General features: G+C 31.1%; 16 protein-coding genes. All 16 read left to right on the top strand.

Features of this window, described 5'->3' with window-relative positions:
* Position 1 precedes the first annotated feature (1 nt).
* The 16 genes from N4A57_RS11460 to yqeK all read left to right on the top strand — a co-directional run bounded on the left by N4A57_RS11460 (position 2) and on the right by yqeK (position 13,747).
* Positions 2-1,078 (top strand): elongator complex protein 3, encoded by a 1,077-nt coding sequence (locus tag N4A57_RS11460; protein WP_293658132.1) that lies wholly within the window; start codon positions 2-4, stop codon positions 1,076-1,078.
* A gap of 81 nt (positions 1,079-1,159) precedes the next feature.
* Positions 1,160-4,723: a chromosome segregation protein SMC gene (gene smc / locus N4A57_RS11455; protein ID WP_293658131.1), complete on the top strand. Its 3,564-nt coding sequence runs from the start codon at positions 1,160-1,162 to the stop codon at positions 4,721-4,723.
* Between the two features lie 15 nt (positions 4,724-4,738).
* Complete coding sequence (gene ftsY / locus N4A57_RS11450) at positions 4,739-5,857, top strand: signal recognition particle-docking protein FtsY (RefSeq protein WP_293658130.1); 1,119 nt, start codon at positions 4,739-4,741, stop codon at positions 5,855-5,857.
* 128 nt (positions 5,858-5,985) lie between these two features.
* Complete coding sequence (ylxM, locus tag N4A57_RS11445; RefSeq protein ID WP_293658129.1) at positions 5,986-6,348, top strand: YlxM family DNA-binding protein; 363 nt, start codon at positions 5,986-5,988, stop codon at positions 6,346-6,348.
* A gap of 17 nt (positions 6,349-6,365) precedes the next feature.
* Positions 6,366-7,712, top strand: coding sequence for a signal recognition particle protein (gene ffh / locus N4A57_RS11440; protein WP_293658128.1), 1,347 nt, complete (start codon positions 6,366-6,368; stop codon positions 7,710-7,712).
* 26 nt (positions 7,713-7,738) lie between these two features.
* Entirely contained in the window at positions 7,739-8,002 is a 264-nt protein-coding gene (gene rpsP, locus N4A57_RS11435; protein WP_293658127.1) for a 30S ribosomal protein S16, read from the top strand.
* A gap of 30 nt (positions 8,003-8,032) precedes the next feature.
* Positions 8,033-8,263, top strand: a complete 231-nt coding sequence (locus N4A57_RS11430; RefSeq protein WP_293658126.1) for a KH domain-containing protein — start codon at positions 8,033-8,035, stop codon at positions 8,261-8,263.
* Between the two features lie 100 nt (positions 8,264-8,363).
* Complete coding sequence (gene rimM, locus N4A57_RS11425; protein WP_293658125.1) at positions 8,364-8,873, top strand: ribosome maturation factor RimM; 510 nt, start codon at positions 8,364-8,366, stop codon at positions 8,871-8,873.
* The gene (trmD, locus tag N4A57_RS11420; RefSeq protein ID WP_293658124.1) at positions 8,870-9,553 is read left to right on the top strand and encodes a tRNA (guanosine(37)-N1)-methyltransferase TrmD; all 684 of its coding nucleotides are present in this window, start codon (positions 8,870-8,872) and stop codon (positions 9,551-9,553) included. Before rimM ends, trmD begins: the two co-directional genes overlap by 4 nt.
* A gap of 118 nt (positions 9,554-9,671) precedes the next feature.
* Positions 9,672-9,983, top strand: coding sequence for a 50S ribosomal protein L21 (gene rplU / locus N4A57_RS11415; RefSeq protein WP_095129706.1), 312 nt, complete (start codon positions 9,672-9,674; stop codon positions 9,981-9,983).
* Between the two features lie 5 nt (positions 9,984-9,988).
* On the top strand, positions 9,989-10,318 hold the full coding sequence (locus N4A57_RS11410) for a ribosomal-processing cysteine protease Prp (RefSeq protein WP_293658123.1): 330 nt from the start codon (positions 9,989-9,991) through the stop codon (positions 10,316-10,318).
* 7 nt (positions 10,319-10,325) lie between these two features.
* Positions 10,326-10,625, top strand: a complete 300-nt coding sequence (rpmA, locus tag N4A57_RS11405) for a 50S ribosomal protein L27 (protein WP_095130790.1) — start codon at positions 10,326-10,328, stop codon at positions 10,623-10,625.
* Between the two features lie 169 nt (positions 10,626-10,794).
* Positions 10,795-12,072, top strand: coding sequence for a GTPase ObgE (gene obgE, locus N4A57_RS11400; protein WP_293658122.1), 1,278 nt, complete (start codon positions 10,795-10,797; stop codon positions 12,070-12,072).
* A 19-nt stretch (positions 12,073-12,091) separates the two neighbouring features.
* Positions 12,092-12,385: a ribosome assembly RNA-binding protein YhbY gene (gene yhbY / locus N4A57_RS11395; RefSeq protein ID WP_293658121.1), complete on the top strand. Its 294-nt coding sequence runs from the start codon at positions 12,092-12,094 to the stop codon at positions 12,383-12,385.
* A 140-nt stretch (positions 12,386-12,525) separates the two neighbouring features.
* Positions 12,526-13,164, top strand: coding sequence for a nicotinate-nucleotide adenylyltransferase (nadD, locus tag N4A57_RS11390; protein WP_293658120.1), 639 nt, complete (start codon positions 12,526-12,528; stop codon positions 13,162-13,164).
* A gap of 16 nt (positions 13,165-13,180) precedes the next feature.
* A complete protein-coding gene (gene yqeK / locus N4A57_RS11385) occupies positions 13,181-13,747 on the top strand; it encodes a bis(5'-nucleosyl)-tetraphosphatase (symmetrical) YqeK (RefSeq protein WP_293658119.1) in 567 nt (188 codons plus the stop codon).
* Positions 13,748-13,758 lie beyond the last annotated feature (11 nt).

Below are 13,758 nucleotides of genomic sequence, written 5' to 3'. Positions count from 1 at the left end.
TATGGCAAAGACTAATTACATAATTCCCGTATTTGTTCCACATAAGGGCTGTCCCTTTGATTGTGTTTTTTGTAATCAAAAAAGAATTACTGGAAATCTTGAAGATATATCAATAGACAAAGTAAGAAATCAAATAGGGGATTATATAAGTACTATTAAAGATTATGAGAATAAAAATATTGAAATAGCCTTCTTTGGAGGAAGTTTCACAGGCATAGAAAGGGAGTTACAAGAGAATTTACTTAAAGTAGCGTATGAGTGGAAATCTAAGGGAATAGTCAACCATATTAGGTTATCCACACGTCCTGACTATATTAATGAGGAAATAATGGATTTTTTAGTGAAATATGGTGTTTCAATAATTGAGTTAGGGGTTCAATCTATGGATGAAAGAATCCTTAATATGAGTGGAAGGGGCCATACACCAGAACATGTGAAGAAAGCAGTTAATATTATGAAAAAGTATCCTGTTAAAGTGGGACTACAGATGATGGTAGGCCTTCCTGGAGACAGGGAAGATTCGGTTAATTATACTGCTGATGAAATAATAAAGTTGAAACCTGATTTTGTTAGGATATATCCAACTCTAGTTGTAAAGGATACTGAACTAGAACAAATGTATATTAACTCTAAATATATTCCCTTTTCTTTAGAGAATACCATAGATATTTGCAAAGATTTATTAATTAAGTTTATAAAAAACCATATAGAAGTAATTCGAATAGGATTACAGCCTACAGAAAATATAGCTAAGGGAAAAGATATAATTGCAGGACCTTTTCACCCATCTATTAGGCAGCTAGTGGAAGATAAGCTATTTAATGACTTTTTAAATTATATATTTTATAATTCCAAATTAGAAAATGAAAAGGAAGTAATCATAGAGACAAATGATAAAAATATATCTAGCGTGGCAGGTCACAACAAATCTAACATTAAGTTTTTGAAAGAAAAATATAATATTGGAAAAATAAAGATAATGAGAAATAATTCACTTACAGATAGGAATGTGAAATTATTTACGAATAGAAGTAGGATAGTTTATAATATAACACAGTACATAAATGATGCAATTTAAAATCTATCTAAATTATTTAAAGATAAATTTTAAATTGCATTATAATTTGTAACTTTTGCATATTAAAGAGGTGTTTTGAAATTGCATCTAAGGAAAATAGAATTAAGAGGATTTAAATCCTTTGCAGATAAGACAAATATAGAATTTAAAGATGGAATAACAGCTATAGTAGGACCTAATGGAAGTGGCAAAAGTAATATTTCTGATGCAGTTAGATGGGTATTAGGAGAACAAAGTGCCAAAACCCTTAGGGGAAGTAAAATGGAAGATATTATTTTTGCAGGAACCACTGAAAGAAAACCTCTTGGCATGGCAGAGGTTTCATTAACATTAGATAATGAGAGTAATAAGCTAGATGTGGATTATTCAGAGGTTACAATAACTAGGAGAGTCTATAGATCAGGAGATAGCGAGTATTATATAAATAAGTCTCTATGCAGACTAAAGGATATTAAAGAAATTTTTATGGATACAGGTGTTGGAATTGATGGATATTCCATTATTGGCCAAGGAAAAATAGATGAAATATTAAGTAACAAAACAGGAGATAGAAGGCTTTTGTTTGAAGAGGCAGCAGGAATTGTTAAGTATAGGACAAGAAAGCAAGAATCAGAAAAAAAATTGGAAAATACAGAGCAGAACTTAACCAGGGTAGATGATATAGTAAGTGAACTTGAAAATAGAATTCCATCCTTAGAAAGACAATCTAAAAAGGCTAAAGAGTATATGAAATACAAGGAACAATTAAGGAATATTGAAATTAACTTATACTTAAATGAGTTTGAAAGTGTTAAGGGGGATTTAGATTCCTTAAAGGAACAACAAAGGATTGTTTTAGAACAATTGGAATTTTACTTAGACAAAAAAAGAGAAGTAAATACGGAATTTGAAAAACTAAAAGGCGGAATGGAAACTGCTGAAAATACAATTAACAACTTGAAAAACAATATATTCAACATAAGTAACTTAATAGAAAAAAGAGAAGGGGAAACAAAACTTAACAATGAAAAGAAAATAAATATAATTCATAATTTAGAAAGAATCCATGAAGAAATTCAACATATTAAAAATAATAGAAGGAATATTGAAGAAGAAATAAAGAGAATAGAAATTGAAGAGAAAAATAATAGACAAATTTTAGAAAAAGAAGGTTCTAAAATTTCAAATAAAGAAAAATCTTTAAAGGAACTTATAGATACTATAACTTCCTATGAGGAGAGTATGGAAACCTATAAGGATGATTTAATTGAAATATTAAATCTAATAGCTAGTAAAAAAAGTGAAATAAGTAGTTTAGATACATTAAAAAGAAATCTGGAAAAAAGAAATATTACCATAGATGGAGAAAAGAAAGAACTAAATAAAATTCAGTTGGAATTAAAAAAAGAGGGAAATATTATACTAGAAGAAGGAAATACAATTAAAAGGGACCTTAGTGATTTAAAAAAGGATTATAATAATTTTAGTAATGAATTAGTAATTACTAAAAAATCCCATGCGGCTTCTGTAATAAAAGAGAATAAATCTATTCAAAATATTAGGGATTATGAGACTAAAAAGAAATTACTAGTAGAAATGCAAAGGGCCTATGAAGGGTTTAGTAAGAGTGTAAAGGAGACTTTAAAGTTCTGTAAAAACAGTCCACTTGGGAAAAATATTCATGGAGTGGTAGGTGAATTGTTAAAAGTTCCAAAGGGATTAGAGATAGCCGTTGAGGTTACACTAGGGGCTACCATGCAAAACATAGTATGTGATACTTCTAAAGATGCCAAAGATATAATTGACTATTTAAAGAAAAATAGGCTTGGAAGAGTGACCTTTTTACCAATAGAAAATTTTTCTTCTCATAGGGAAAGAAAAAGAGACAATATAAGTATATCTAAAAGTATACTAGGATATGCAAGTGACTTAGTAGATTTTTCCCATGAATACGATGGAGTTATGAAATTTTTATTAGGAAGAACTATTATTGTAGATACTATTGAAACGGGCATAGAACTATCAAAGAAAATAAGTAAAAAATACAAAATAGTGTCCTTAGAAGGGGATGTGATTAATACTACAGGTGCAATTACAGGGGGGAGCTATAAATCTAAAACCTTAAATATTTTGAGTAGACAAAGGGAAATAGATGAACTAGAAGAATCTTTAAATAATGAAAATCAAATAAAAGAAGAAATAAGAAAAGAAAAAAAGGAAATTGAAGAGAAGGTACATGAATTAGAAATTTTGGTAGATACAAATGAAAATTTTATAAAAGTAAAAGAGATAGAACTTATAAAAATAAATAACAAAATAGAAAAAAATCAGTATGAAATTAAGAATAGCAATATTCAAATGGAAAAAGTAAACAATGAAATTAAGCAAATTGAAATGGATTTAAAGGAAACAGAAATTGAAATAAAATTGAGAGAAGAAGAAATACAAAGCTTGAAATTTAAAGAGGAAAGTATAAATAAGGGTGCTAATGAGAATAAAGATGAGCATGACAAGATAAAAGTACAAAGGGATCAATTAAATTACGAAATAACGGCTTTAAAAGTAAATATGGCATCCCTTGTGGAAAAGGATAAGAATCATACAAAATCAAGGAAAGAATTAAGTGGTGAATTAATAAAATCCCAAAATACCATGGAAATAAAAAATAAAAATATTAACGAAATGAAATTAGAAAAAGTTTCTATAGAAGAGTTGCTCCTTGAAATTCAAACTGATATAAAAGAAAATACCATATTAAAAAGTCAATATGAAATAAATCTGAAGAAAGAAATGGAAAATAAAGAGAATATATCTAGTTTATATAATAGATTAAGTGAAGACTTACATAAAAATGGACAAGTAGTAGGTGAATTGCAAGATAGTAATCACAAGGTAGAATTAAGACTTGCTAGACTAGATATTCAACAACAGAATATTTTAAATAAACTTTTAGAAGATTATGAACTAGAATATGAAGAAGCTAAAAAATATAAGAACGATAAAATAAACATGGGAGAGGCATCTAAAGAGGGGAAAAACCTTAGAAGAAAAATTAAAGGATTAGGAAATATAAACATGGATTCCATAGGTGAATACGATAGGGTTATGGAAAGATATGAATTTTTGACTACCCAAAAGGATGATTTAACTAATTCTATTAAATCTCTAAGGCAGGTCATAAAAGATATGGAAAATACAATGGAAAGTCAATTTATTAAAACTTTCAATGATATAAGAGTAAACTTTGATGAAATATTTAAGGCTTTATTTGGGGGTGGAAAGGCAGAGATTATTTTAGTAGATAAGGAAGATATATTATCTACTAAAATAGAAATCATAGCTCAACCACCAGGAAAAAAATTACAGAATTTGTCCCTATTATCAGGGGGAGAAAAGGCCTTAACGGCCATATCCTTGTTATTTGCCATATTAAGAGTTAAACCTACACCCTTTTGTATACTAGATGAAATAGAGGCTGCATTAGATGAAGCTAATGTATATAGATATGCAGAGTTTTTAAAGGAGTTTTCAACGGATACTCAATTTATTGTAGTTACCCATAGAAAAGGAACTATGGAGTCTGTAGATGCCTTATATGGTGTTACCATGGAAGATCAAGGTGTATCAAAATTAGTTTCCCTGGAAATGAAAGAAAAAATTAGCTAGTATGGAGGAATGAAAATGCTTAAAGGACTTTTTTCAAAATTCAAGAGAAATGAAGAAGAAAAAGAAATAAATAATTCTGAAGAACTTCAGGATATAAAAGAAAAAACAGAGGAAATAGAGGAACAATCAGTTGAGCAAAAATCAGAAGAAATAATAGATATGGAACAAGAGGCTGTGGACATGGTATCAGACACAAAAGAGGAAGTTACAACATCTAAGTTAGGACTATTTGAAAAATTAAAGATGGGTCTTTCTAAGACTAGAAACGGAATCGTAGATAAGGTTGACAGTGTACTTAAAGCTTATAAAAAAGTGGATGAGGAGTTATTTGAAGAACTAGAAGAAGTTTTAATAACTTCTGATGCTGGAGTTAATACTACTATGGAAATAATAGATAGGCTTAGAACTGAATCTAAAAAAAGAAAAATAACAGAATCAGCAGAACTTAGAGAATTGATAAAAGAAATTCTAATAGATATTTTAACATTAGAAGAAAGTAATGAATTAAATGTATCTAACTCACCATCTGTAATATTAGTTGTAGGAGTAAATGGTGTGGGTAAAACCACTTCTATAGGAAAAATTGCCCATAGAATGAAAGGTCAAGGGAAAAAGGTAATATTAGCTGCTGGAGATACCTTTAGAGCAGCAGCCATAGATCAATTGGAAATTTGGTCAAATAGGGTAGGGGTAGATATTGTTAAGCATCAAGAAGGGGCAGATACAGCTGCTGTAATATTTGATGCTATACAATCTGCAAAGTCTAAAAATACAGATATTCTAATATGTGATACGGCTGGGAGATTACACAACAAAAAGAACTTAATGAATGAATTGGGTAAAGTTAGCAAGGTCTTAGAAAGAGAATTTAATGAAGCTAATAAAGAGACCTTACTCGTATTAGATGCTACAACGGGTCAAAATGCAATCCAACAGGCAAAGGTATTTAAGGAAGTGACTAATATTAATGGTGTAGTTCTTACAAAATTAGATGGAACTGCTAAGGGAGGAGTTGTTCTTAGTATAGCTAATGAACTTAATATTCCTGTAAAATTAATAGGTGTAGGGGAAGGTATGGAAGACTTACAAATATTTAATCCTAATGATTTTGTAAATGCATTATTTGGAGAGTAGTACTTGAAATTTAAAGTTATAAAATAAAAATATAATTTAATTATAGAAATGTGTTGACATATACTTGAATCTAAGATACAATACATCTGTAAAGCATAAGACCTTTACAGCAGGGAGGATAATTCTAAATGGTAGACAAGATACTTGAAGTGAGTTTGTTATATGACTTTTATGGTCAATTGCTAACATCTAAACAACAAGACGTGTTACAGCTATATTATTATCATGATTTATCCCTAGGAGAAATTTCTGAACAACTAAGTGTAAGTAGACAGGCGGTATATGATAATATAAAAAGAGCTGAAAAGTTACTTAAGGGTTATGAAGAAAAATTAAAGTTAGTGGAGAAATTTCTATTTACAAAGAGAAATATTGAGTGTATTTTAGAGTCTATAAGATTTGTTGAGTCAAAGGTAGATGATAAAGATAAGGAACTTTTAGATAAAATAGATTTAATAAAGGAAATAGCCTCAAATGTATTAGATGTTTAATTCTGGAGGTGGAGACAATGGTATTTGAAGGATTAGCAGATAAGTTGCAAAATGCTCTTAGTAAATTAAAGAGCAAAGGAAAAGTTACAGAACAAGATTTGAAGGAAGTAATGAGAGAAGTTAAGTTGGCTTTACTTGAAGCTGATGTAAACTTTAAAGTGGTTAAAGATTTTGTTAAAACTATTAAGGAAAGAGCCCTTGGTAGTGAGGTAATGGAAAGTCTTACACCAGGTCAACAAATTATTAAAATAGTAAATGAAGAATTGACTGAATTAATGGGAACTTCACAAAGTAAATTGACTTTTTCATCTAATCCTCCTACAGTATATATGTTAGTAGGTCTTCAAGGAGTAGGTAAAACTACTACAGCAGGTAAACTAGGTGGATACTTAAAGAAAAATGGTAAAAAGCCTTTACTTGTGGCAGGGGATGTATATAGGCCAGCTGCTATTAAGCAATTACAAGTTGTAGGAAAGCAATTGGATATTCCCGTGTTTAGTATGGGTGATAAGGTAGATCCTGTAAATATTGCAAAAGCAGGTGTAGAACATGGAAAGAAGCATGGTAATGACATTGTAATATTAGATACAGCAGGAAGACTTCATATAGATGAAAATTTAATGGATGAGTTAGAGGGCATTAAGAAAAATGTTAAACCTCAGGAAATAATCCTAGTAGTGGATGCTATGACAGGTCAAGATGCAGTTAATGTGGCAGAAAGCTTTAATTCAAAACTTGGAGTTGACGGTATAATATTAACTAAGCTAGACGGTGATACAAGGGGTGGAGCAGCCTTATCAGTTAGAGCTGTTACTCAAAAGCCTATAAAGTTTGCAGGAATGGGAGAAAAACTAAGTGATTTAGAACCATTCCACCCAGATAGGATGGCATCTAGAATTTTAGGTATGGGTGATGTTCTGAGTTTAATTGAAAAAGCACAGGCTAACTTTGATGAAAAGAAAGCTATTGAACTAGAAAGAAAAATTAAAAGCCAAGAATTTTCATTTGAAGACTTTTTAGATCAATTGCAGCAGATGAAGAGTATGGGACCTATGAATCAGATATTAGAAATGATTCCAGGAGTTAACTCTAAACAATTGAAAAATTTAGATATTGATGAGAAGGAACTAGTTCATATTGAGGCAATTATTCAATCTATGACTCCTGCTGAGAGAAAGAACCCTTCTATAATAAATGGTAGTAGGAGAAAGAGAATTGCCAAGGGTAGTGGTACTAGTGTTCAAAAAATAAATAGTTTGTTAAAGCAATTTGCACAAACTAAAAAAATGATGAAACAATTTTCAGATATGGAAAAAAGTATGAAGAAAGGTGGAAAGATGAAATTTCCATTTTTCGGAAGATAAATAAACATTAAAAGGAGGTGAATATAATGGCAGTAAAGATCAGATTAAAAAGAATGGGAGCTAAGAAGAAGCCTTTCTATAGAGTAGTAGTTGCAGATTCTCGTTCACCTAGAGATGGTAGATTTATTGAAGAAATAGGTTACTATAACCCAGTTTCTGAGCCAGCTGAGGTGAAGATTAACGATGAAAAGGCTGTTAAGTGGTTAAACAATGGTGCTCAACCAACTGATACTGTAAAGGACTTATTCAAGAAGTATGGAGTAATGGAAAAGTTCGAGCAGTCTAAGTAATTGAGTGTTACACTTTAGGAGGTGTAATAAATGGGTGAGTTAATAAAAACTATAGCTAAGGCTTTAGTAGATAACCCAGACGAAGTTTTCGTCAACGAAGTTGAAGGAAAGCAATCTCTAATTGTTGAATTAAGGGTTGCACCTGATGATATGGGTAAAATCATTGGTAAGCAGGGAAGAATTGCTAAGGCGATTAGAACTGTAGCCAAAGCAGCTGCAACAAAGGAAAACAAAAGAATAGTGGTTGAAATTATTCAATAAAAGGATTAGGGAAACCTAATCCTTTTGTGTAATTTTTAAATATAGTAAGTTTAAACTGTGGAATAATATTTAAATAAAAGATTTTAAAGGAGGATATAATATGAGTAATCTCCTAAAGGTAGGGCAAATAGTAGGCACTCATGGAATACGTGGTGAAGTTAGAGTATATCCACTTACGGATTATAAGGAAAGATTTGAAGAATTAAAATGGGTATATATGGATGGCGAAAGTGATGAAAAATATCACATTAAAGGTGTTAAATATAAGAAGAATATGGTTATATTAAATATAAAGGAAATTAATACGTGTAATGATGCAGAAACTTATAGGGATAAATACTTATATATAGATAGAGAAAATGCTAGAGAGTTACCAGAAGATACATACTTTATTAGGGACTTAATAGGTATTGAAGTGTTCACTACGGAAAATGAATACATTGGTAAAATAGAAAATGTAATACAAACTAGTGCAAATGATATATATGAAATAAAAATAGAAGGAAAAAAATCTCCCGCATTAATTCCGGCTGTGGGAGAGTTTGTAAAAGAAGTAAACATTTCTGAGAAAAAGATGATTATAAAATTAATAGAGGGATTAATAGAATGAAAATAAGTGTATTGACTTTATTTCCACATATGTTTGCAGGTCCTATGGGAGAGAGCATTATAGGTCGTGCAGTAGACAATAATTTACTAGAGTTAAATATTATGAATATAAGGGATTATACTAAGAACAAACACAAAAAAGTTGATGATTATCCCTATGGTGGTGGTGCCGGCATGGTAATGCAGGCAGACCCCATATTCAATGCCCTTGAGAATATTGACACAAAAAATAGCAGGATCATATATATGACACCTAAAGGCAAAGTTTTTAATCAAGATCTAGCCATAGAGCTTTCAAAGGAAGAACATATAGTATTCTTATGTGGCCATTATGAAGGTGTAGATCAAAGGGTAATAGATCATTGGGTAACAGATGAGGTATCCATAGGAGATTACGTTTTAACAGGAGGAGAATTGCCTGCCATGGTCATGATAGACTCCATAGCCAGGATGATACCAGGGGTTTTAGGACAAAAGGTATCATATATGGATGAGTCCATATATAGTGGCCTTTTAGAATATCCCCATTATACTAGGCCTAGTGAGTATAGGGACATGCCAGTTCCAGAGGTTCTTTTATCTGGAAATCACAAAAGGATTGAAGAGTGGAGAATGGAGAAATCTTTAGAAATAACGAGGAAAAGAAGACCAGATATGTATAAAAAATATAAAAACTTGTAAAATCTATTGACTTTATAGTATTTTTGTAATATAATTCATATCTGTAGGTAGCCGCACAAATCGGGTTTAAAACGAAAGTACCTGGTATTTGGCGAGTCTGGTTAGAGGAGGTGTAATTATGTACGCTATTATAGAAACAGGTGGAAAGCAATATAGAGTTCAAGAAGGAGACACTTTATTTGTAGAAAAATTAACTGCAAATGAAGGAGAAGTTGTAGAATTCGATAAAGTGTTAGCTTTATCAAAAGAAGGACAACTAACTGTAGGAACACCATCAGTTGATGGAGCTAAAGTTTCTGCTACTGTAGTTAAAAATGGTAAAGCGCCAAAGGTTATTGTATTTAAGTACAAAGCTAAGAAAGACTACAGAAAGAAGCAAGGTCACCGTCAACCATATACTCAAGTTAAAATTGAAAAAATCAATGGTTAATTAAAATGATTAAAATTGATTTTTTAAGGAATGACCAAGGTCATATAGTAGAATTTTCCATAGAGGGACATGCAGATGCAGCACCCCATGGAGAAGACATAGTTTGTGCAAGTATTTCTATACTTTCTCAAACAACTATTTTAGCATTACATGAACTTTTATCAATAGATTTAGAGTATGCCATGGAGGATGGATATCTTTCTTGCAGATTACCTGATTTATCAAAAGAAGTTCGTGAAAAGGCTAATTTAATACTTAATACTATGTTAATTGGCATAAAAGGAACTAAGGGTATGTACAGTGAATTTATTGACCTTAATGATAAGGAGGTGTAACAGTATGTTGTTCAATATTAATTTACAACTATTTGCGAGTAAAAAAGGAGTAGGAAGCTCTAAAAACGGTCGTGATAGTCAAGCTAAAAGACTTGGAGTTAAAAGAGCTGACGGACAATTCGTATCAGGAGGAAGTATTTTAGTACGTCAAAGAGGTACTAAGATTCACCCAGGAACTAATGTTGGTAAAGGTGGAGACGATACACTTTTTGCTAAGATAGATGGAATTGTTAAGTTTGAAAGAAAAGGTAAAGATAAAAAACAAGTTAGCGTATATCCAAAGGAAGTTGTTGCGGCAGCTAAGTAATATAAACCCATGCATTTAGCATGGGTTTTCTATCTTTACGGAAAAATTAAAGTATTAGGTTTTGCATAATTAAAGAAATTTAATTATTAAACAATTTAGTATAAGTAATAATGAAAATTATAATAATAAGAATAAAAATAACCTAACTACATATATAAGGGTGATATAAATGTTTGTTGATAAGGCAAAAATTTTTGTTAAAGGTGGACGTGGCGGTAATGGTTGTGTGTCCTTTAGAAGAGAAAAATATGTACCAGCAGGAGGACCTGATGGTGGAGATGGTGGACGTGGAGGCAGCGTAATATTAGAAGTAGATGAGGGTCTAAGGACTTTAATGGACTTTAGATACCAAAAAAAGTATGTTGCTGAAAGTGGAGAAAATGGAAAAGGGAAGAAGATGTATGGTAAGGATGCTAAGGATCTTATCCTAAGGGTACCACCAGGAACTATTATTAGAGACGAAGAAAGTAATTTAATAATGGCAGACCTGACTAATCATGGAGATAGGGCAGTAGTAGCAAAGGGCGGACGTGGTGGAAAAGGTAATACCCATTTTACTACTTCTACTAGACAAGCCCCTAACTTTGCTGAAAGTGGAACTCCATCTGAGGAAAGAAATATTATATTAGAACTTAAGCTTTTAGCTGATGTGGGATTAGTTGGATTTCCTAATGTTGGAAAATCCACCATCTTGTCCATAGTAACAAAGGCTAAACCTAAGATTGCAAACTATCATTTTACTACTATTACTCCAAATTTAGGAGTTGTAGAAGTAGATAAAAAAAGTTTTGTTCTAGCGGATATACCAGGACTAATAGAAGGAGCCCATGAAGGTGTAGGTCTAGGTCTTGAATTCTTAAGACATGTGGAAAGGACTAAAATGCTTGTCCATGTGGTAGATGTATCTGGTATGGAAGGTAGAGACCCTATTGATGATTTCCACAAGATAAATGAGGAATTAAGACAATACACAGAGCTTCTTGGAAAAAAACAACAAGTAGTAGTAGCAAATAAGACAGATGTACTTTCATCAAATGAAGAATATGAAAAATTTGAAGATGAAATGAATAAACTAGGATATAAAGTATTTCCTGTATCAGCTGCTACTAATCAGGGGCTTACAGAAGTAATGAGATATGTGGCTAATGAATTAGATCATATAGAAGTTGAACCCCTTTATGATGAAAGTGAAGATTTTAAATATTATACTAATGAAGATGAAAAGAAAGATGACATTAAAGTTAGAAAAGAAAATGATTATTACATATTAGAAGGAAAGCTAGTGGAAAAAATATTTTATTCAACAAACTTCGATGATATGGATTCTTTAAGATATTTCCAAAATTTCCTAGTCAAAAAGGGGATTGTGGATGAACTAAAGAAACTTGGCATTGAAGATGGAGATATGGTAAAAATATTTGATTTTGAGTTTGAATTCTATGGATAGATGAAATTGGAGGATAAGTATGTTAAAAGGAAAACAAAGAAGCTATTTAAAGGGCCTAGCTAATAAGATGAAGCCTATAGCTCAAATCGGTAAAAATGGCATAACAGAAAGTTTTATAAGTCAATTAGATGACATGTTAGAATCAAAGGAATTAATTAAAGTAAATATATTAGAAACTAGTTTGTTAGATGCAAAGGAAGCTGCTAATGAGCTGGCTAGATTAACTAACTCTGAATTTGTACAGGCTATAGGAAATAAGTTTGTATTATATAGGGAAGCTAAAGAAGAACCGACTATAGAACTACCTAGATAACAAAGGGGTGTGACTGGGTAATATTACCTTTTGTCACACCCTTTTAATTGGTAACATTTTAAATATAATATTTGATTTAATATGTAGATACAAATATAATATAATATGAAGTCAATTTTTACTATTTTGGAGGAAGTTATATGTTTTTTAATAAACATAATGAAAATAAACCGAAAGAAAAGATAGGAATTATGGGAGGTACTTTCGACCCAATTCATTATGGACATTTAGTAATAGCAGAACAAGTCCGTTCAAAGTACAATTTGGATAAGGTAATGTTCATACCTACGGGAAATCCCCCACATAAGGAAGCTTTGGGGGTAACATCTAGTAAACATAGATATTTTATGACTCTACTTGCCACCGTGACTAATTCATATTTTGAAGTGTCTAAAATGGAAATAGATAGGGATGAAGTTTCATATACCATAAATACATTAAAATGCCTAAAGAGAGAGAATGAGGATGCAGACTTATACTTCATAACGGGAGCTGATGCCATATGTCAATTAGACACATGGAAGAATGTAGACGAGCTTGTAAACCTATGTAAGTTTATTGCAGCCACAAGACCAGGTCATTCTTCTCAAGAAGTAAATGATAAGGTTCATGAGCTTAAAAATAAATATCATGCTGAAATAGAAATAATTGACATTCCTGCATTGTCCATATCATCTACAGATATAAGAGATAGGGTTAATAAAGGACACTCTATAAAATATCTTCTTCCTGAACCCGTTGAATATTATATATATAAAAATTTTCTATATATGGATTAGGTTTTTGGAGGTATATATGGATATTAGAAGAATGAAAAAATATATTAAAAAAAATCTTTCGAAGAAGAGATATGAACACTCATTAGGAGTGGAACATGCAGCTTTAAAATTGGCTGATAAGCATAATTGTGATCTTGTGAAGGTTCAGGTAGCAGCACTTTTACACGACTGTGCAAAGAACTTTACAAATGAAGAATTACTAAAGTATATGTCACAAGTTTCAATAGAAGAAAAGGATATATATTATAAGCAACCACAATTATTACATGGCTTTGTAGGATCAATCATAGCTCAGGTGAATTTTGGAATAAAAGATGATGATATAATCAATGGAATAAGATATCATACTACTGGAAGAGAAAATATGAGTTTGTTAGAAAAAATCATTTATATATCAGATTATATAGAACCAAATAGAGTGTTTAAAGGGGTAAATGAACTAAGGGAAATAGTGGAAATGGATTTAGATTTAGGAGTATTAGAAGGATTGAATAGAACTATAAAACATACTATTGATAAAAATGAATTAATACATACCCTTAGTGTAAATGCAAGGAATTATATTTTGGCAAATATAAAGTAGCACAGGAGGAA

Source organism: Anaeromicrobium sp. (assembly GCF_025210435.1).
GTDB lineage: Bacteria > Bacillota > Clostridia > Peptostreptococcales > Thermotaleaceae > Anaeromicrobium.
Note: the sequence above shows the minus strand (reverse complement) of the source record. Positions and strands in the feature narration are given on the sequence as shown.